Below are 18,815 nucleotides of genomic sequence, written 5' to 3' on the forward strand. Positions count from 1 at the left end.
AATTAATCGAATATCCAAAATACTGGAATCTGGAGCACAACCATGAAAGTTTTCTACGACAAAGACTGCGATCTGTCCCTCATCAAAGGCAAGACCGTTGCCATCATCGGCTACGGTTCGCAAGGCCATGCGCACGCGCAGAACCTGCATGAATCGGGCGTGAAGGTCATCGTCGGCCTGCGCAAGGACGGCGCTTCGTGGAACAAGGCCGCCAACGCGGGCCTGGAAGTCAAGGAAGTGGCTGATGCCGTGAAGGCCGCCGACATCGTCATGATGTTGCTGCCCGACGAGAACATCGCCTCGGTCTACAACAAGGAAGTGCACGGCAACATCAAGGCCGGCGCCGCTCTGGCTTTCGCCCACGGCTTCAACGTCCACTACGGCCAGGTCGTGCCGCGCGAAGACATCGACGTCATCATGATCGCCCCGAAGGCCCCGGGCCACACGGTGCGCAACACGTACAAGCAAGGTGGCGGCGTGCCCCACCTGGTGGCCGTGTACCAGGACAAGTCGGGCGCCGCGCGTGACGTGGCCCTGTCGTACGCCAGCGCCAACGGCGGCGGCCGTGCCGGCATCATCGAAACCAACTTCCGCGAAGAAACCGAAACCGACCTGTTCGGTGAACAAGCCGTGCTGTGCGGCGGTACCGTCGAACTGATCAAGGCCGGTTTCGACACGCTGGTGGAAGCCGGCTACGCGCCCGAAATGGCGTACTTCGAATGCCTGCACGAACTGAAGCTGATCGTCGACCTGATCTATGAAGGCGGCATCGCCAACATGAACTACTCGATTTCGAACAACGCCGAATTCGGCGAATACGAAACGGGCCCGAAGATCGTCACCGACGAAACGCGCAAGGCCATGCGCCAGTGCCTGACGGACATCCAGACCGGCGAATACGCCAAGAAGTTCATCCTGGAAAACACCGCCGGCGCCCCGACGCTGACCTCGCGTCGCCGCATCAACGCCGAATCGCAGATCGAGCAAGTGGGCGGCAAGCTGCGCGCCATGATGCCCTGGATCGCCGCGAACAAGCTGGTGGACAAGTCCAAGAACTGATCGACGTTCGGCGCGGGCTGGCCCCGCGCCCCGTCCTCAAAGACGGCATGCTCGCAAGGGCGTGCCGTTTTTTTATGGCCTTTTCGTCAGGCACGGCTCTTGCTCTGTCCCGCAAGCGGGGCCATATGAGTTAACCTTTCACAGTCCGTTGTAAGTTATTGAGACTATGCCCAATTTTTCCATGCGCGATTCCGAGAACCGCCACCGAAGCATCTACTTGCTGCCTAACGCATTCACCACCGCGGCGCTGTTCGCGGGGTTCTATGCCGTCGTGCAGGCCATGAATGATCGCTTCGAAGTCGCCGCCATCGCCATTTTCGTGGCCATGGTGCTTGATGGCATGGATGGCCGGGTTGCCCGGTTGACCAATACGCAGTCTGCCTTCGGCGAACAATATGATTCGCTGTCGGACATGACGTCGTTCGGCGTTGCGCCCGCGCTGGTCATGTACGAATGGATCTTGAACGACCTGGGCCGCTGGGGCTGGCTTGCCGCCTTCGTCTATGTGGCCGGCGCCGCGCTGCGCCTGGCACGCTTCAACACCAATATTGCCGTTGTCGACAAACGCTATTTCCAAGGCTTGCCCAGCCCGGCCGCTGCCGCGCTGGTGGCCGGCTTCGTCTGGCTGGCCGTGGATAACAAGCTGCCTATCCATGACAGCCTGATGGCCTGGGTGGCCTTTACGCTGACCATGTACGCCGGCATCACCATGGTGTCGAACGCACCCTTCTTCAGCGGCAAGAGCTTTGCGCTGGGCCGCAGCGTGCCGTTCTGGGGCATCTTGCTGGTGGTGGCCGTGTTCGTGTTCGTGTCCAGCGACCCCCCGGTGGTGCTATTCGGCCTGTTCGTGCTGTATGGTTTTTCGGGCTGGGTCATCTGGGCGTGGCGCTGGAACAAGGCGCGCCGCCTGACGCAAGAGCGTCGCGGGCAGTCTTCGTCCTGATCGCTGTCGGTATTACTTACCGCTCGAATTTACCGCTCAAACAAAACCCGCCGATTGGCGGGTTTTGTCTTTCAGCTTCAATATTTGCGTCGGGCTTTATTGCCCGGGCACCTCAGTGCCACATGAAGCGTTCATCGTCGTACATCGGGTCCGGGCCGGGATGGAAGTGCGTCAGCTTGCTGCCATCACGGCTCATGTAGACGTACATCAGCGAATTCCACACGCCGTTTTCCTTGTAGCGATACGACCACACGACTTCGCGCTTTTCCCCCAACCCCGTCTCTTCGATGCGGGCGGGCGGGCCAAACTCGCAACGAACGCGGTCCGGGCCCCATTCGCCCACTTCCAGCACCTTGAAGTGCGCATCGGTCAGCAGGGGCACGACAGGGCCCACGCGCCCATCGGTGCCTACGTTGGTGCCCCAGGCAAATTGCCCCATCGGCTGCTGGGTCCAGATGACGCGTTGCCCGCCGCCCGCTTGCGGGCAGGTGTAGTTGGGGTTGCCAAACTGGGTCAACACATCGGCGTAGGGCGTGCCGGGCTGGACCTGAGCCAGGTTCGCGCAGGCGGCCAGGCCGGTCAGGGCCAGGGAAGCCAGGGTGAGGCGGGCTGTTCTGTAATATTTAGACATCTATCGCTCCTCTAGGCGCCGGGGCGCTTGCCGGCCTCTGCCGAACAGGCGAAACCGTCTCTGGGGTAATTCTAGCGTTTCAGCTATAATCACCGAGCTTTATCAAACGTATTGATTGATTTTGCAAGATGCTTTGCGCCGGCAGTCCGGTTGCACGGTAGCCGAAAGCGGCCACTTTGCAGCTATTGAAGCAGCAGTGAGAAAGCAAAAACGCTTATCGCCGGGTCTTACGCAAATTTTTCCCAACCACGTCAGGGCACCTCGGCCCTGTCGCATGTCCGAAGAGGTCATCAATGTCTGTAGCTGACATCAAGAAATCCGATATCGTTGCGCAGTTCCAACGCGCTCAAGGCGATACCGGCTCCCCCGAAGTTCAGGTGGCTCTGCTCACCGCCCGTATCAACGAACTGACCGGTCACTTCAAAGAACACATGAAGGACCATCACTCGCGCCGCGGTCTGCTGCGTATGGTCAGCCGTCGCCGCAAGCTGCTCGACTATCTCAAGGGCCGCAATCCCGATTCGTACCGCGCTCTGATCGAAAAACTCGGTCTGCGCAAGTGATCGACGGGGCTGGCTCCCCATGACGCAACCGTGGTCGGTGCGACGTATTGTCGCAGCGGCCACGGTTTTTCATTTGTAAGGAATAATCGTCATGTTCAACAAAGTGACAAAATCGTTCCAGTACGGCCAGCACACGGTCGTCCTGGAAACTGGCGAGATCGCTCGCCAGGCCTCCGGCGCCGTTGTGGTGTCGATCGAGGACACCGTTGTCCTGGCTACTGTCGTAGCTTCCAAGAAGGCCAAGCCGGGTCAAACGTTTTTCCCGCTGACCGTCGACTACATCGAAAAGACCTACGCCGCCGGCCGTATTCCGGGTGGGTTCTTCAAGCGCGAAGGCAAGCCGTCCGAAAAGGAAACGCTGACCTCGCGCCTGATCGATCGTCCGCTGCGTCCGCTGTTCCCCGAAGACTTCTACAACGAAGTCCAGGTGGTCATCCACACGCTGTCGGTCAATCCCGAGATTGATCCCGACATCGCCGCCATGATCGGCGCCTCGGCCGCTTTGGCTATTTCGGGCATCCCGTTCAACGGCCCGATCGGCGCCGCTCGCGTGGGCTACATCGACGGCCAATACGCGCTGAACCCGACCGCTACGCAACTGAAGTCGTCCAAGCTGGACCTGGTGGTTGCCGGTACCGAAAACGCCGTGCTGATGGTGGAATCGGAGGCCCAACAGCTGTCCGAAGAAATCATGCTGGGCGGTGTGGTGTTCGGCCACGAGCAAATGCAGGCCGTCATCAACGCCATTCACGAATTGGTGAAGGACGCCGGCAAGCCCGAGTGGGATTGGCAAGCGCCCGCCAAGGACGAAGCCCTGATCGCCGCCGTGACCGCGGCTGCCCAGGAAGGCCTGAACGCCGCCTACCAGATCCGTGAAAAGCAGGCCCGTACGGCCAAGCTGCGCGAAGTGTCGGCCGACGTGTCGGCCAAGCTGGCTGCCGCCGCTGCTGAAAAGGGCGAGCCCGCGCCTGACGCCGTTACCGTCGACAACATCATGTTCTCGCTGGAATCGGCCATCGTTCGCGGTCAGATCCTGAATGGCGAACCGCGTATCGACGGTCGCGACACCCGCACCGTTCGCCCCATCAGCGTGCGTCTGGGCGTGCTGCCCCGCGCACACGGCAGCGCGCTGTTCACCCGTGGTGAAACGCAAGCGCTGGTCGTGGCCACGCTGGGCACCAAGCAAGACGAACAGATCATCGACGCGCTCATGGGTGAATACCGCGACCGCTTCATGATGCACTACAACATGCCTCCGTTCGCCACCGGCGAAACGGGCCGCATCGGTGTGCCCAAGCGCCGCGAAATCGGCCACGGCCGTCTCGCCAAGCGTTCGCTGATCCCGCTGCTGCCGGCTCCGGAAGACTTCCAATACACGATCCGCATCGTGTCGGAAATCACCGAGTCCAACGGCTCGTCGTCGATGGCTTCGGTCTGCGGCGGCTCGCTGGCCATGATGGACGCCGGCGTGCCGGTCAAGGATCACGTGGCCGGTGTGGCCATGGGCCTGATCCTGGACGGCGGCAAGTTCGCCGTGCTGACCGACATTCTGGGTGACGAAGATCACCTGGGCGACATGGACTTCAAGGTTGCGGGCACCGAAAACGGCGTCACCGCACTGCAGATGGACATCAAGATCCAGGGCATCACGAAGGAAATCATGCAAGTGGCGCTGGCGCAAGCCCGCGAAGGCCGCCTGCACATCCTGACCAAGATGAAGGAAGCGCTGGACGGTTCGCGTGGCGAGCTCTCGGCTTTTGCCCCGCGCATGCTGACCATCAAGATCAACCCCGAGAAGATCCGCGACGTGATCGGCAAGGGCGGCGCCACCATCCGCGCGCTGACCGAAGAAACCGGCACGCAGATCGACATCTCCGACGACGGCACGATCGTGATCGCCAGCGTCGATGAAGCGCAGGCCAAAGAAGCCCAGCGCCGCATCGTCGAACTGACGGCCGATGTCGAAGTGGGCCAAATGTACGAAGGTTCGGTCCTGCGTCTGCTGGACTTCGGCGCCATCGTGCAAGTGCTGCCGGGCCGTGACGGCCTGCTGCACATCTCGGAAATCGCCAACTACCGCATCGCGAACATTAACGATGTGCTGAAGGTCGGCCAGCAAGTCCGCGTCAAGGTCATCGAGGCCGACGACAAGGGCCGTCTGCGCCTGTCCATCAAGGCAATCGGCGGTATCGAAGCGCAGCAGCCCGCTGCCGCTCCCGATGCAGCCCCCCAATCGGAACCGCAAGCTGAATAAGCTGGCAGACTGATTGAACAAAAACGGCGCCGCAAGGCGCCGTTTTTTATTGCAGCGCCGCAAACGGCGCGAGATGCCTTGATTCATCTTCTTGCGACTTCGCCCCGCTGTCGTCTCCCAACTTCGCCGACCTTGCTGTAAAGTCGTGCGCGAGAAAAGGGGGAATCGGATGATCCAAGCATGACCAGATGGCCTGCTGCCGCGGGCGCGGTGCTGTGCGGGGCGCTGTCCGCCGCAATGCTGACCGGCTGCATGAGCAGTCCGGGCCCGGGGCAGCGCGGGCCGAACAGCGAAGCCATGTCGGCCGACCAATTCGGCCAGACGGACTTCAACCGCACCGTCACGCTGGAAGTGCGCGACAACCTCACCAGCCTGTATTCCCTGCTGGACAAGCTTTACCGCCGCAATCCGCGCGAATGGCGTAAGACCGGCGTGGCCGATCAAAAAGCCGCCGTGAACCGCGTCAAGCACGCCATCGAAGTACGCATCCCGCCCAGCGACCTGGCCGGCCTGCGAGACATCCAGATCCTGGCCGTGTCGCTGGACCCGAACTACGCCGGTGACCGCGTCGGCGCGTTCATCTACGGCATGGCCGACACCATCATTGCCGCGCACAACGGCAAGACCCGCCTGTATGCCACCGACGCGCTGGACGGCCAGCGGGTCTACAATGCCGCACGGAACGTCGAGGCCGCCGCCTGGCTGCTGGCGTCGCGCCGCAACAACCAGGGCGAGCTGCTTTTGCTGGCCAATGAAATGTCTCCCAATGCCACGAACCTGAGCTTCGAACGCGAGTTCGGCGCCATCATCGGCCGGCTGGACCTGATCGCCAACCTGCTTGGCGAGAACTCCCGCCGCATCGGGATCAACTATGCGCAAGGCCTCTTGCTGTTCAATTTTCTGCCTGTGCGTTAACAGGACCCACCCATCGTGATCGATATCGCTTCCATCCAGACCGCCCGCGAACACCTGCGCGGCCAGGTCTTGAAGACCCCGTTTACCTTGTCCCGCACGCTGTCCGACATCTTCGGCGCCGAGATCTGGCTGAAGTTCGAAAACCTGCAATTCACGGCCTCGTTCAAAGAACGCGGCGCGTTGAACCGCATGCTGAGCTTGTCGGACGATGAGCGCGCCAAGGGAGTGATCGCGGTGTCCGCCGGCAACCACGCGCAGGGCGTGGCGTACCATGCGCAGCGCATGGGCGTGCCGGCCGTGATCGTGATGCCACGCTTTACCCCTACGGTCAAGGTGGCCAACACGCGCCGCTTCGGCGCCCAGGTGGTGTTGGCGGGCGATACGTTCGACGATGCCAAGGCGCACGGCTACGAGCTCGCGCAGGCGCGCGGCCTGATCATGATTCACCCCTACGACGACGAAGCCGTCATTTCGGGGCAGGGCACCGTGGCGCTGGAAATGCTGGAAGACCAGCCGCAGCTGGACATGATGGTCATCGCCATTGGCGGCGGCGGGCTGATTTCAGGCGTGGCCACGGCAGCCAAGGCCTTGAAGCCCGACATCGAGATCGTGGGCGTGCAGACCGAGCGCTTCCCGTCGATGTACGCGGCGGTCAAGGGCGTGGACATGCCGCAGGGGCAATACACCATCGCGGAAGGCATCGCGGTGAAATCCCCGGGCGGGCTGACGCAGCCCATCGTGGCCAAGCTGGTCGATCACATTGAACTGGTCAGCGAAAGCGACATCGAGCACGCCATCGTCGTGCTGCTGGAAATTGAAAAGACCGTGGTCGAAGGCGCCGGCGCGGCGGGCCTGGCGGCCCTGCTGCGCGCGCAGGAAGCGGGCAGCGACCGCTACAAGGGCAAGCGCATCGGCCTGGTGCTGACGGGCGGCAACATTGACCCGCTGATGTTGGGCGAACTGATCGAGCGCGGCATGGTGCGAGCCGGCCGCCTTGCCCGTATCCGCGTCGACTTGCGCGATTTACCGGGCGCGCTGGCGCACGCCACCAAGCTCATTGCCGATGCGCAGGCGAACATCACCGAAGTGCATCACCAACGCGCCTTCACATCATTGCCGGTGCGCAATGTCGAGGTGGATTTCGTCTTGCAGACCCGTGGTCCGGACCACATCCTGGAAGTCATCGACGTGCTGAATGCCGCGGGCTTCGCGGCCAGCAACCACGACCATTGACCAGGGCGGCGGCACCGGCTTGAGGCCGCCTTCACCCGACACCGAATCCACCTCACGGACGCCCGCAACTTGCGGGCGTTTTTGTTTTCGCGCGCACGCTTGAAGTCGGACGTTGTTGCAAAAAAAGTTGCGCAACGCAGCCACTGCGAAAATTTTTTCACGTCACCCCTGGAACTTTTTCGTCCTTGGCCAACATCCCCGCAGTGCCTGCGTTGAAAGCAAAGTGAAGGGTGTTTGTAAGCCGCCATCACGGCCAGACAGGTGAAAAATGTCCACTATTTGACTCAGGGATATCCCCAAAAAAGTCATGGTTCTTACGGATGTTCGATATGTCGGCATGCGATTTAGGATCTGCCTCTTCGCTTTTCTGCCTGTCGTTCGCGACGGTGCCGCAAGGCGTTGAGATAAGCACGCGCCGTTGTTTTCAGTGATGGTTCGGCGCGTCAGACAAGGGAGACCGCAGCTTGATTAGAAACAGACAGGACTTTTGGTCCGGAGCCATGTTTATTGCCTTAGGAGGGGCCTTTTCCGCGCAGGCCACCGAATATTCCATGGGAAGCGCGGCCCGCATGGGACCGGGATATTTCCCGTTCTGGCTAGGCATTGTCCTGGCGCTGATGGGCGCCGTCGTGCTGATCAGTGCGCTGGCCAGGAACGCCCAGACGACCACGATCAGCCGCTACGACTTCCGCATTCTTTTCCTGGTGGTCGGGTCCGTGGTGTTGTACGGTTTCGCGCTTTCGCACCTGGGGCTTTACCTTTCAGTTTTTCTGCTGGTGCTCATCAGCAGTCTTGCCAGCCACGAATTCAATTGGAAAGTCGCCGTGGCGAACGGCCTGTTCCTCGTGGCGTTCTCCTACCTTGCGTTCATACGCGGCCTGGGCTTGATATTTCCCCTGTGGCCCAGCGCATTCGCCAACTAGGAGACGGCAATGGAACTACTGCAAAACCTGATGCTGGGTTTCTCCGTGGCGTTCACGCCGGAAAACCTCAGCTACGCATTCCTGGGCTGCCTGTTGGGCACGTTGGTCGGCGTATTGCCGGGCCTGGGCCCGGTGCCCACCATCGCGATGCTGCTTCCCATCACGTATGTGCTGCCGCCCACTGCCGGCCTGATCATGCTGGCGGGCATTTATTACGGCACCCAGTACGGCGGCTCGACGACGGCCATTCTGGTTAACCTGCCGGGGGAAACGTCCGCCGTGGTGACGGTGCTGGATGGTCACCAGATGGCGCGCAACGGCCGGGCGGGCGCGGCCTTGTCGCTTGCCGCCATCGGATCATTCTTCGCGGGTAGCGTTGCCACGGTGTTGATCGCGGCGTTCGCGCCACCCTTGGCTGAAGTGGCCTTCGCATTCGGACCCGCCGAGTATTTTTCCCTGATGGCGCTGGGTCTGATCGGCGCGGTGGTCCTGGCCTCGGGGTCGCTGCCCAAGGCCATTTGCATGATTCTTCTGGGCTTGCTGCTGGGCATGGTCGGCACCGACGTCAATTCGGGTGTCGCCCGCTACGATTTCAGCATCCCGGAATTGCAGGACGGTATCGACTTCGCCATCGTCGCGATGGGCGTTTTCGGCCTGTCTGAAATCATGGCCAACCTGGAGCAAAAAGAGAACCGCGTCGAGATCACCGACAAGGTGGGTTCGCTGTATCCCAGCCGGCAAGAGTTCCGCGAAGCGGCGCCCGCCATCGTCCGCGGCACCGCCCTGGGTTCGGCGCTGGGCATCCTGCCGGGTGGCGGTTCCGTCCTGTCGGCCTTCGCCTCGTACACGCTTGAGAAGAAGCTGTCGAAACAACCCGAGCGTTTCGGCAAGGGCCATCCGGCCGGCTTGGCGGGTCCGGAATCCGCCAACAACGCGGGCGCGCAAACCTCATTCATCCCGCTCCTGACGCTGGGTATTCCGGGCAACGCGGTCATGGCCTTGATGGTGGGCGCGATGACCATCCACAACATCCAGCCCGGCCCGCAAGTGATGACGAGCCACCCCGAGCTGTTCTGGGGCCTGATCGCGTCCATGTGGATCGGCAACCTGATGCTGGTGATCCTGAACCTGCCGTTGATCGGTATCTGGGTGAAGCTGCTGCGCGTTCCCTACCGCATGCTGTTCCCGGCAATCCTGGTGTTCTGCACGATTGGCGTGTATTCGCTGAACTACAACGTGTTCGACATCTTCATGTTCGCCATCTTCGGCATCATCGGGTATGTCTGGAGCAAGCTGGGCTGCGAAGGCGCGCCGCTGTTGTTGGGGCTGGTGCTGGGCCCGATGATGGAAGAGAACTTCCGCCGGGCGTTGCTGCTGTCGCGCGGTGAGTTCAGCACTTTCGTCACGCGTCCGCTGTCCGCCACATTGCTGGCGCTGGCCGCCATTCTGCTCGTGCTGGTGATGTTGCCGGCGCTGCGCAAGAAGCGCGAAGAAACGTTCGTCGAGGTCGACTGACCACGGGAAACACGCTTGGCTCCGGGCCTGGTGCGGCGCAAGCCGGCCAGGCCTTTTTTTTCAGGCCCGTATTTCAACCTGCATTTTTCACGGCGCCTTCCGCTGGGGCTTTCACCCAGCGTCGCGCGCCACCAGGCTCTTCAAGCCATACAGGCGCTCGCGATGCAGCGTCGTAGCCAGTGGTTCGGGCTCGCGGCCCAGTGCGACGTAGTCGTCGGGAATCTGTGCAATGGCCGTGCGCATGGCGTTCGCGTCGGCTTGCCACCATTGCACCAGCATGCGGTCGGGGTTGTACACGTCCAGCCCCTGGCGCCGCAACTCCGATCGGTTGAAGTCCTTCAGGTTCCAGGTCAACACCTGCACCACGGGCGGCTGCTGCAAACCACAGCGCGCGCGGCGCGCCAGGCCGGCGGCAATCACATGGAAGTCCTTGGGGTCGCTGTAGCGCAAAGAAGCTTCATACACCTGCGTGTCGGCTTCATTGGCCTCGGGAAAGCGCGCGTTCATCTCGGCCCAGAATTCGGCCAGCACCTCGGGCGGGATATCCCAGATGCGCGACGCGTTGCGTCGCCATTCCTCGCCAATGCGTTCGGTCCATACCGGCGCGTACACGCCGGCATCCGCCAGACGCAACAGCAGCCGCCGCAAAATGCCGGACATCAGGACGCAGGCGTCCAGGACGATGAAAGGGGGGCGGGCGGCGGGGGCGTTCAAGACGACAGAAAGGAAGGGAAAACAGGGAAAGCAGGCGAAAGCGCAGGGCAGGCGCAAGACAGGCGACCCGAAAGGCCGATGCCTTTCGATCGCAAAAGTGGTGCCCGAGACCGGAATCGAACCGGTACGACCTTGCGGTCGAGGGATTTTCTTACCACTTCGGCTTTCGCCGCCAGCGCGCGTGCGCTGTTCGTGGTCTGGAGCACGCCTTCACCATAGCCTTGCGGCCTTAGGTGCCCGCCGTCTGCTCTCTACACCTTCCCCGATTTTTCAATCGGGGCTTGGCTCGGCGTTGGCTCGGAACAAGTCCAGGGCATTCGCCGAGTTTGACGGGCTACACCTTTGAAGTTTCCTCCAAAGGGCTCAAATTTTTTCAAGTCCCTTGTGTCTACCAATTTCACCACTCGGGCGATGCGCGGCGCTTTGCAAGGGCCGGCAGCGGGCGTGACTATAACATCCCGCCGCCTGCGTACCGGCTACTTGCGGCCGAACAGCCGGCCAAGAAAGCCGGCGGGTTTGGCGGCGGCTGCTTCGGCTTCCAGGGCGTTCTTCATCGACAGCTCTTGAAAATAGGTTCTGCCGTTTTGCTGGTACGACGACGATGCCTGGCGGTAGGCCACGGCCGATTCCGCGTGGCGCTTCATCTGGCCGTAGATCCGGCCGCGCGCGAACAGCGCCCAGCTGCGGTAGTCCGGGTCCAGACCCAGCAGGCGGTCGCAAGCGGCCAGCCCTTCGTCATTGCGCTTGGCGGCGATCAGCGCGTTGATGCGCTCGGCGTGCAGTGGGCCGCTGTCGGGCCAACGTTCCAGGGCGGTGTCGGCATAGGCCACGGCCTCGTCGGCGCGGTTCAAATGCGTCAGCGCTTCGATGCGCACGCGGCGCCATTTCAGCCAGTCCGGGTCCAGCGAAATGGCCACCTCGGCCAGCGGCAGCGCTTCGTCATGGCGTTCCAGGTAGTTCAGCATGTCGGCCGCGTTGCCGGGCAGGAAGTCGTCGCTGGGCGCCAGTTCGTACCCTTTCAGGTAGTACGCCAGCGCGGCCTCCCAGTTGCGCTGGTCGCGCTGGGCGTTGCCCGCCACGAACAGCAGCTGCGCGTCGCCGCTGTCAAGCGGGTCCAGGCCGATCAGCGCCTCTTCGGCACGTTTCGGTTCGCCACTGCGCACGTATTCGCGGGCCTGTTCCTTGCGGCCCTCCCAGCCCGTGTCGGACAGCGCATCCAGATGGCGCCACAAGGGCACGGCTTCGTCCGCGCGACCCAGCCGGTGCAGGGATCGCGCCTTGCCTTCCAGCGGCCAGTCCCAGTCGGGCTCGCGTCGCAGCAGGCTGGTCCATTCCTCGATGGCGTCGGCGTGGCGATCCATGGCTTGCAGGCAGGACGCGCGGTTGTGCTGGATGGCGTTCTGTTCGCCCAGGATGGCGCGCGCGCGGTCGAACATGGCGATGGCGTTTTGCAGGTCGCCCAGGCGCCGGTAGTTGTTGCCGGCGTCGTACAGAAAGCCGCCGTTGTTGGGCGCCAGCGCAACGGCGCGCTGGTGGTAGGGCAGGGCATCCGTGTAGCGGCCGGCGTTGTGCAGGTTTGAACCGATATAGCAATGCGGCGCGGCGGCGGCCGACCGGATCTGAGAGGCACGGGTCCAGCTGGCGATGGCATCTTCCAGGCGGCGGTCGTTGATCAGCAGATAGCCTTCGGCCATCAGCAGGCCAAAGTGCGAAGGCGCGCGTTGCCGGGCGTCCCGCAATCCGCGCCAGGCTTGCTGCTTGTCGCCGTCGTCGTATTGCACCACCGCCTGCACGGCAATGGCGTCGCTGCATTGCGGATCCAGCGCCAGGGCGCGCGCCAAGTCAGCGTCACGCTGAATGTAAGCCTTGCGCTGGGCGTGGCAGCGGGCACGCAAGGCCCACGCGGTGGCCGAGTTGGGCTGTTCGCGCACGGCTTGGTCGCACAGCGACAACATTTTTGGAAGGTCGCTACCGTCTTCGGCGCGGTGAATGGCTTCGATCAAGGCGGACATGCGTGGGTTCCGTCGTTACGTCGGTGGCTGGGCGGGTGCTGAGAATGGCCGGGTGGCCTAGCGCGAGAACGCGCTGGCGTCGTGGCGGCAACTGTAGGTGCGGTCGCTGGCGGGGATGTCGTCGCTGCCGCATTCCCACCGGCGCACGCCGCCGCCTTTGCGTTCGGCGCGCAGTTCGGGCACGTAGACCAGATGCTTGCCCGCCAGGCTGGGCGTGCCGTCGGTGCTGGGCGTGCCGGCAATGGTGAAGCGCAATACGCCGTTGACCGGGTTCATCTCCACCTTGGAAAAGCCGCTGTCCTGCATGGACTGCTGGCTGATGCCAAGGTCGTCCAGGCCGGCCGGGAACTTCTGCGTACGGCGATAGTGGTTCTCCGCCAAGCGGCGCACCGGGTCGGACACCAGGTCGTAGCGGTTGATGTCCGCATGCAGCGGGTTGTCGCTGTTGCGGTCGCCGGTGGCGTTCACGCCAATGACGATGCCCCCCACCACCAGCACCAGGGTGCCGAACACGAAAAACAGAAACTTGCCCGCGCCGGTGACGGACGGGGCGCGCGCCACGGCCGCCTGCATCGCGTGCGGGTTCGCCTCCTGCGTGACCACATGCGTGCCGGCCAAGGCGTTGTGCATGGCGCGTTCGCCAAAGATCATTTGCTGCAAATGGTGGAACAGGCCGGGCAGCAGCATGTTCACCGTGTACTTCAGGGTGTGCCGCCACAATGACCGCACCAGGCCGGGCGCCTTGCCCTTGCGATTGACCACGCGCAGTTTCACGGCGCGCTTGCCCGGCGAGCCATTGCCCCACGCGTCCATGAAGGCGGGCAGGAACCAGCCGATCAAACCGGCGACCAAGGCAATCCAGAAAGGCGCCTGGTCACCGGTCAAGCCCTCGTAGGTCAGCTGGGACGCCAGGATCAAGACGGTCATTCCCACCGCCATCACGACGGCGTCGATCGCGCTTGCACCCAGCCGGGGCCAGATGCTGGGAAACACCAGCGCGCTGTCCGGTCCGGCGGCGGCGGAACGGGCGGCGGCCTTGGGCGCGGAGGTTTTCGCGGGTTTGGTTTTCTTCTTGCCCGTGGCGAATGCGCCGGTGGGCTGGGCGGCCGACGAAGCCGGGACAGGCAGCGGCGCCTGGCAACTGAAGCATTGCGTATTCGAGGCGGGGTTCTGCCAATTGCAGCGAGGGCATTGCATGGAAACTGAGATCCTGGGAGCGCCTGGGGGCCGTACAACAACGACCGGAGCGCGGATGATACTCAAGTCTTGCGCTAGGGAAAACCCGGATCACCGCGTGTGCGAACAACCGCCACTGAAACAGATGTGGGGCGCAGCGCTCCGCGGTGTCGCAAGGTTCCGTCGCGATGCCGGGCGTGGATCAGGGCCCCGCGCCGGCCCATGCTTATGCGCCCGTGGCCTCGCGCAGGGCAAGAATGAAACCGTTCAGTGCTGCATCGCGGTCTGGTTCGTTGGGGCTCGCGTAGCGCGGCTCGGGATAGGCGGCAAGCTGCACCACCGCCAGCTGTGCGCGCGTATCGATGAAGATGCGCTGACCGGAATGGCCCATGGCCATCATCGCGCCGTCCTCGCGCAGCCACCAGCTGTATCCGTACGCCGCGAGGCCCAGCGCCTCTCGATGCGCGGCGTGCTGGTCGGCCGGGATCTGGAATGCCGGGGTGCCGGACCGTGCAACCCAGCCTTCGGGCAGGATGCGCTCGCCGCCCGCCACGCCATCGTCCAGGACGAACTGTGCGAAGCGGCCGATGTCGCGTAGCGTCATGCCCGCGCGGCTGCCTCCGATCTCTTGCCCATCGTCAGATTCCAGGGTGTAGAACCCGTCGAATTCCATGCCGCACGGCTGCCAGATTCGCCGTGACATATAGTCGGCCAGCGTCCCGCCGGTGGCGGCGCTGAGTACCGCGCCCAGCAGATACGTATCCCCGGTGTTGTAGTGCCATACCCGGCCGGCGTCGTGGGCGCGATGGCAGGCGCGCAGCAAGCCCAGCACGCCGCCCGGCACCTTGTCGGCCAGCGATTTGCTATAGCGATTCACATCCGAGGACTTGTCGGTGTAGTTTTCTTCCCAGGCGATACCTGATGACATTGTCAGCAGGTGGCGCACCGTGACGGCATCGTAGGCGCAGCCGGCCAGCGCCGGCACATAGGCCGTCACCGGGTCGTCCAGGCTCGCAATCGAGCCGTCGTGCAAGGCCGCGCCCGTCAGCATGGCCGTCATGGACTTGACCGTGGACATGGTCGACCAGCGCTCATGCGCTTGGAAACCCAGGCCATAGCGTTCCAGAACAATGTGGCCACGATGGATCGCGATCAGGCCGGCAACGTTGTTGCGGTCCATCAGATCGGCCACACCCAGCTGTTCATCGCCCTGCGCGAAGCGCACGTCGATTTCGGGAGCGCGCGGCAAGGGGCGTGGCTGCGAACCACGGCGGATGGCGCGGGTGGCGAACAGGCGATCGACGATGCGATAGCCATACGACTGCAGGCAGGGCGGCCACAGCAGGAAGTCTTCACCGCGCGGCAGGTGTTCAACGGCCTCGGCCAACCGCGGGGAGGGGATAGCGTTCATGGATACCTCAATAAAAAGCCGGGCGCGCGGCCCGGCACAAATCAGTCGTTGCGCACGCCCAGGCGTTTCACGATCGGGCCCCACACATCGGCCTCGGTTTTCATCGACTCCGCCACCGAGGCGGGTCCAAGCTCCTTGGGCGGCGTCATGTAGATGTCGGCCATTTGCTTGCGCACCGCCGGATCAGCCCAGAACTTGCGCGTGGCCTCGGTAAGCCGAGTCACGATCTCGGGGGGCGTGCCCTTGGGCGCCATCAAGCCGTACCAGGCGTCGCCGGGAAAGCCCTGCACGCCGACCTCCGCAATCGTGGGCACATCGGGAAGCTGCGCGACGCGGTCTGCGCCGAAGATCACCAGCGGTACCGCCTTGCCGGGCTTGACCTGCGGCACCGCGCCGGTAAGCGCGTCCGCGGTCAGGTCGATTTGTCCGCCGATTAAATCCATCATTGCCGGCGCTGCGCCCTTGTACGGTACGTGCGACATCTCGATCTTGAAGTGCTCGGCCAGAAATGCCACGTTCAGGTGTGTGGAATTGCCGATCCCGGCCGAGCCGTAGTTCAGATGGCCGGGGCTGGCCTTGGCCTTCTTCACCAGGTCATCCACCGACCGGATGCCGGTGGCGGGATTGGCTACCAGCACCTGTGAGGTGCCGGCGATCTTCGTGACCGGATCGAAGTCGCGAGTGGGGTTGTAGGCCAGTTGCGAGTAGGTGAATGGGTTTACCGACATGTTGGACGTGCTGCCGAACAGCAGCGCATAGCCGTCGGCCGGCTGCTTGGCCACATAGGCGGCCGCGATGCTGCCATTGGCGCCGGGCTTGTTTTCCACCACCACGGTGCCGCCGATCTCTTTGCCGGCGTAGGCAGCCCAGGCGCGCGCCAGCGCGTCGGCCGCGCCGCCGGCAGCCACGGGAACAAATACCGAGACCGGGCGGGCCGGCCAGTCGGCGGCGCTAGCTGGCGCGGCGCAAGCCATGGCCAGCGTGCCGGCTGCGGCCAGGCCTATCAGGCGTTGAAAACGGGGAGAAGCCGACTGCGGAAAGCGCGAACCGAGGGCCATGGCCTGTTGCTCCAGTTGAATTCGGATGGCGAACCCGCATTCTGGAAGTCCCAATTCATTACGTCCAATGCATAATTAATCATCAACGCATAATTAAAAAGTAATAAAACCACGGGGTCCGCATGAACTTGCAGCAGCTGGAACACTTTCTTGTGTTGGTGGAGACTCGATCTTTCAGCCGTGCAGCCGTCAAACTGCACCTGACACAGCCCGCCCTCAGCCGCAGTATCCAGGCGCTTGAAGAAACGCTGGGCGGCCGCTTGCTTGAACGCGACAAAGAGAAAACGCTGACAGCGCTGGGCGAGCTGGCCATCGTGCGTGCGCGGCGCATCCGGGTCGAACTGTCCGAGCTGCGTCGCAGCGCCAGTCTGTTGGCCGACTACGCGGGCGGCACGCTGCGGCTGGGCCTCGGCCCCACGCCCACCGCGATTCTTTCGGTGCCGCTGCTGCGCGAGATGAAGGAGCGCTATCCGGCAATCAAGCTGCTGCTAAGCGGCGGTGCACCCGAGATGCAGGTGCAAGAGCTGCGCGAGGGGGCGGTCGACGCGCTGGTGGTTCACCGCAACCACATCCCGGCCGACGCGGATCTGCATCTGATGTTCTTTCCCCGCACGCCGCTGGGCTTCGTGGTTCGGACCGGGCATCCACTGGCCGGCCGGACCGATCTCGATTTTCAGGCCTTGCGTCGTTTCGGCGTAGCCGCCAGCGGCCGAGCCATGAGCGACGAGGTGATGCACCGACTGAATGCCTATTTCGGCCCAACAGCGCATTTCATCGAAGCGATCCAGTACCAATCGAACGACATCCACCCGCTGGTCGATTTGGTCCGAACCAGCGATACGGTGTTCTTTGGCGTGCTGCGCGTGGCGCAGCCTGGAATCGCCCATGGCGAGTTGGTGCACTTGGATATCCGACCGGCATTGGAGTTGTCGTCCCAGTTTGTGTTTGTGACTTTGGAAGGCAAAACACTGCCACCCGCGCTATTGCGGCTCAGGGATCTGTGCACGCGCTACATGTCGGGAGAGGATGCCCCGTGACGCTACGGGAAGCCGGTGTCTTTGCGTGGCGACTGCCGATATAGCGCGCGGGCGCCGGGGCGAAGGCCGTATTTCGGGCCGGTCTACCACACCGGTAGGGGAACGCAGCCGCGCCGCAAAGGCGCGTTGGCTGCTGTCGAGGGTCTGGCGGAAGCGGTGAGATTCGAACTCACGAACGGTTGCCCGTTGCCGGTTTTCAAGACCGGTGCAATCGACCACTCTGCCACGCTTCCGGGGTGATGCCGCGCCGCGCGTCGGGTCGCGGCGTTACGGCTTGGGGATTCGGCCGTCAGGCAAACATTCTGCCCGATCGATCCCGCGAGATGCCGTAAAGGGCGCAATAATAATCTATTTGCTGCAAAGGAGGCACGCGATGCACGCTGTAGAAATCTCCCGCCCCGGCGGCCCCGAGGTCCTGGTCCCCGTAGAACGCCCCACGCCCGAGCCGGGCACGGGTGAAGTCCTGATCAAAGTCAGCGCCGCGGGCATCAACCGCCCCGACGTGTTCCAGCGCAAGGGCAACTATGCCCCGCCGCGTGGCGTGTCCGACCTGCCGGGCCTGGAAGTGGCCGGTGAAATCGTGGGCGGCGACGTCGCCGACAGCGGCTTTGCCATCGGCGACAAGGTCTGCGCGCTGGTGGCCGGCGGCGGTTATGCCGAATACTGCGTTGCCCCCGTGGCGCAATGCCTGCCCATCCCCAAGGGCTTGTCCGACGTCGAAGCGGCCGGTTTGCCCGAGACGTATTTCACGGTCTGGAGCAACGTGTTCGATCGCGGCCGTTTGTCCGAAGGCGAAATCTTGCTGGTGCACGGCGGCGCCAGCGGCATCGGCACCACGGCGATCCAGTTGGCGCGCGCCATGGGCAACCGCGTGTTCGCCACGGTCGGCAGCGACGACCGCGCCCGTGCCGTCGAGGCGCTGGGTGCTGAAAAGGGCATCAACTACAAAACCCAGGATTTCGTGAAGGAAGTCATGGACGCGACCGACGGGCGCGGCGTGGACGTCATCCTGGACATGGTGGCCGGCGACTACATCGCCCGCGACATGCAGTGCCTGGCCGATGACGGCCGCATCGTCATCATTGCGCAGCTGGGCGGTTCGCGCGCCGACGTGGACACCTCGCAGGTGATGCGCCGCCGCCTGACCATCACGGGCTCGACCTTGCGTCCCCGCCCGGTCGCCTTCAAGGGCGCCATCGCTCGCGCCCTGCGCGAACAGGCCTGGCCCTTGCTGGAAAAAGGGGCCATCAAGCCCATCGTGCACGCCACCTTCCCGCTGGCCGAGGCCTCCAAGGCCCACGCCATGATGGAAGGCGGTGAAAACATCGGCAAAATCATCCTGACAATGTAAGAATCGCGCGGCGATCGGCG

16 protein-coding genes and 1 tRNA gene are annotated in these 18,815 nt (G+C 63.3%); 10 read left to right on the forward strand and 7 right to left on the reverse strand.

Going from position 1 to position 18,815, the window contains the following annotated elements; genetic code table 11:
• Positions 1 to 42: 42 nt before the first annotated feature.
• Together ilvC and pssA are read left to right on the forward strand one after the other, a co-directional pair.
• Positions 43 to 1,059, forward strand: a complete 1,017-nt coding sequence (ilvC, locus tag ACNPP0_RS14165; protein WP_046807014.1) for a ketol-acid reductoisomerase — start codon at positions 43 to 45, stop codon at positions 1,057 to 1,059.
• Positions 1,060 to 1,225: 166 nt separating this feature from the next.
• A complete protein-coding gene (gene pssA, locus ACNPP0_RS14170) occupies positions 1,226 to 2,002 on the forward strand; it encodes a CDP-diacylglycerol--serine O-phosphatidyltransferase (RefSeq protein ID WP_332610843.1) in 777 nt (258 codons plus the stop codon).
• Positions 2,003 to 2,114: 112 nt separating this feature from the next.
• Here the strand turns inward: pssA and ACNPP0_RS14175 are convergent, their stop codons facing one another.
• Positions 2,115 to 2,633 carry a hypothetical protein gene (locus ACNPP0_RS14175; RefSeq protein ID WP_332610842.1) on the reverse strand — a complete coding sequence of 173 codons (519 nt, stop codon included), beginning with the start codon at positions 2,631 to 2,633 and terminating at the stop codon, positions 2,115 to 2,117.
• A gap of 293 nt (positions 2,634 to 2,926) precedes the next feature.
• On the opposite strand from ACNPP0_RS14175, the gene rpsO reads away from it, so the two are divergent.
• The 6 genes from rpsO (at position 2,927) to ACNPP0_RS14205 (ending at position 10,036) form a co-directional block, all read left to right on the forward strand.
• Entirely contained in the window at positions 2,927 to 3,196 is a 270-nt protein-coding gene (gene rpsO / locus ACNPP0_RS14180) for a 30S ribosomal protein S15 (protein ID WP_006223612.1), read from the forward strand.
• Between the two features lie 91 nt (positions 3,197 to 3,287).
• Positions 3,288 to 5,450 carry a polyribonucleotide nucleotidyltransferase gene (pnp, locus tag ACNPP0_RS14185; protein WP_104143657.1) on the forward strand — a complete coding sequence of 721 codons (2,163 nt, stop codon included), beginning with the start codon at positions 3,288 to 3,290 and terminating at the stop codon, positions 5,448 to 5,450.
• Positions 5,451 to 5,687: 237 nt separating this feature from the next.
• A complete protein-coding gene (locus ACNPP0_RS14190; protein WP_448706267.1) occupies positions 5,688 to 6,365 on the forward strand; it encodes a hypothetical protein in 678 nt (225 codons plus the stop codon).
• A gap of 15 nt (positions 6,366 to 6,380) precedes the next feature.
• Positions 6,381 to 7,598 carry a threonine ammonia-lyase gene (locus tag ACNPP0_RS14195; protein WP_448706231.1) on the forward strand — a complete coding sequence of 406 codons (1,218 nt, stop codon included), beginning with the start codon at positions 6,381 to 6,383 and terminating at the stop codon, positions 7,596 to 7,598.
• 500 nt (positions 7,599 to 8,098) lie between these two features.
• A complete protein-coding gene (locus ACNPP0_RS14200; protein ID WP_332610837.1) occupies positions 8,099 to 8,521 on the forward strand; it encodes a tripartite tricarboxylate transporter TctB family protein in 423 nt (140 codons plus the stop codon).
• Positions 8,522 to 8,530: 9 nt separating this feature from the next.
• The gene (locus tag ACNPP0_RS14205; RefSeq protein WP_332610836.1) at positions 8,531 to 10,036 is read left to right on the forward strand and encodes a tripartite tricarboxylate transporter permease; all 1,506 of its coding nucleotides are present in this window, start codon (positions 8,531 to 8,533) and stop codon (positions 10,034 to 10,036) included.
• 111 nt (positions 10,037 to 10,147) lie between these two features.
• Here ACNPP0_RS14205 and ACNPP0_RS14210 read toward each other — a convergent pair whose 3' ends face one another.
• The 5 genes from ACNPP0_RS14210 to ACNPP0_RS14230 form a co-directional block, all read right to left on the reverse strand.
• Complete coding sequence (locus tag ACNPP0_RS14210) at positions 10,148 to 10,696, reverse strand: PIN domain-containing protein (RefSeq protein WP_448706232.1); 549 nt, start codon at positions 10,694 to 10,696, stop codon at positions 10,148 to 10,150.
• 530 nt (positions 10,697 to 11,226) lie between these two features.
• Complete coding sequence (locus tag ACNPP0_RS14215; RefSeq protein WP_448706233.1) at positions 11,227 to 12,762, reverse strand: tetratricopeptide repeat protein; 1,536 nt, start codon at positions 12,760 to 12,762, stop codon at positions 11,227 to 11,229.
• A 57-nt stretch (positions 12,763 to 12,819) separates the two neighbouring features.
• Positions 12,820 to 13,959, reverse strand: a complete 1,140-nt coding sequence (locus tag ACNPP0_RS14220) for an RDD family protein (protein ID WP_448706234.1) — start codon at positions 13,957 to 13,959, stop codon at positions 12,820 to 12,822.
• Between the two features lie 205 nt (positions 13,960 to 14,164).
• Entirely contained in the window at positions 14,165 to 15,349 is a 1,185-nt protein-coding gene (locus tag ACNPP0_RS14225; protein WP_448706235.1) for a serine hydrolase domain-containing protein, read from the reverse strand.
• Between the two features lie 41 nt (positions 15,350 to 15,390).
• Positions 15,391 to 16,407, reverse strand: a complete 1,017-nt coding sequence (locus ACNPP0_RS14230; RefSeq protein ID WP_448706237.1) for a Bug family tripartite tricarboxylate transporter substrate binding protein — start codon at positions 16,405 to 16,407, stop codon at positions 15,391 to 15,393.
• Positions 16,408 to 16,529: 122 nt separating this feature from the next.
• On the opposite strand from ACNPP0_RS14230, the gene ACNPP0_RS14235 reads away from it, so the two are divergent.
• Positions 16,530 to 17,444 carry a LysR family transcriptional regulator gene (locus tag ACNPP0_RS14235; RefSeq protein WP_448706238.1) on the forward strand — a complete coding sequence of 305 codons (915 nt, stop codon included), beginning with the start codon at positions 16,530 to 16,532 and terminating at the stop codon, positions 17,442 to 17,444.
• Between the two features lie 145 nt (positions 17,445 to 17,589).
• Here ACNPP0_RS14235 and ACNPP0_RS14240 read toward each other — a convergent pair.
• Positions 17,590 to 17,677: transfer RNA gene (locus ACNPP0_RS14240), tRNA-Ser, on the reverse strand.
• 140 nt (positions 17,678 to 17,817) lie between these two features.
• On the opposite strand from ACNPP0_RS14240, the gene ACNPP0_RS14245 reads away from it, so the two are divergent.
• A complete protein-coding gene (locus tag ACNPP0_RS14245; RefSeq protein WP_332610826.1) occupies positions 17,818 to 18,795 on the forward strand; it encodes an NAD(P)H-quinone oxidoreductase in 978 nt (325 codons plus the stop codon).
• Positions 18,796 to 18,815 lie beyond the last annotated feature (20 nt).

Source organism: Achromobacter semiaridum, from assembly GCF_053543755.1.

What these genes read in the sequence shown, in the direction of transcription:
- ilvC (WP_046807014.1), top strand. Translation starts at nt 43, where the DNA reads ATGAAAGTTTTCTACGACAAAGACTGCGATCTGTCCCTCATCAAAGGC.
- pssA (WP_332610843.1), top strand. Translation starts at nt 1,226, where the DNA reads ATGCCCAATTTTTCCATGCGCGATTCCGAGAACCGCCACCGAAGCATC.
- ACNPP0_RS14175 (WP_332610842.1), bottom strand. Translation starts at nt 2,633, where the DNA reads ATGTCTAAATATTACAGAACAGCCCGCCTCACCCTGGCTTCCCTGGCC.
- rpsO (WP_006223612.1), top strand. Translation starts at nt 2,927, where the DNA reads ATGTCTGTAGCTGACATCAAGAAATCCGATATCGTTGCGCAGTTCCAA.
- pnp (WP_104143657.1), top strand. Translation starts at nt 3,288, where the DNA reads ATGTTCAACAAAGTGACAAAATCGTTCCAGTACGGCCAGCACACGGTC.
- ACNPP0_RS14190 (WP_448706267.1), top strand. Translation starts at nt 5,688, where the DNA reads ATGCTGACCGGCTGCATGAGCAGTCCGGGCCCGGGGCAGCGCGGGCCG.
- ACNPP0_RS14200 (WP_332610837.1), top strand. Translation starts at nt 8,099, where the DNA reads ATGTTTATTGCCTTAGGAGGGGCCTTTTCCGCGCAGGCCACCGAATAT.
- ACNPP0_RS14205 (WP_332610836.1), top strand. Translation starts at nt 8,531, where the DNA reads ATGGAACTACTGCAAAACCTGATGCTGGGTTTCTCCGTGGCGTTCACG.
- ACNPP0_RS14210 (WP_448706232.1), bottom strand. Translation starts at nt 10,696, where the DNA reads ATGTCCGGCATTTTGCGGCGGCTGCTGTTGCGTCTGGCGGATGCCGGC.
- ACNPP0_RS14215 (WP_448706233.1), bottom strand. Translation starts at nt 12,762, where the DNA reads ATGTCCGCCTTGATCGAAGCCATTCACCGCGCCGAAGACGGTAGCGAC.
- ACNPP0_RS14220 (WP_448706234.1), bottom strand. Translation starts at nt 13,959, where the DNA reads ATGCAATGCCCTCGCTGCAATTGGCAGAACCCCGCCTCGAATACGCAA.
- ACNPP0_RS14225 (WP_448706235.1), bottom strand. Translation starts at nt 15,349, where the DNA reads ATGAACGCTATCCCCTCCCCGCGGTTGGCCGAGGCCGTTGAACACCTG.
- ACNPP0_RS14230 (WP_448706237.1), bottom strand. Translation starts at nt 16,407, where the DNA reads ATGGCCCTCGGTTCGCGCTTTCCGCAGTCGGCTTCTCCCCGTTTTCAA.
- ACNPP0_RS14235 (WP_448706238.1), top strand. Translation starts at nt 16,530, where the DNA reads ATGAACTTGCAGCAGCTGGAACACTTTCTTGTGTTGGTGGAGACTCGA.
- ACNPP0_RS14245 (WP_332610826.1), top strand. Translation starts at nt 17,818, where the DNA reads ATGCACGCTGTAGAAATCTCCCGCCCCGGCGGCCCCGAGGTCCTGGTC.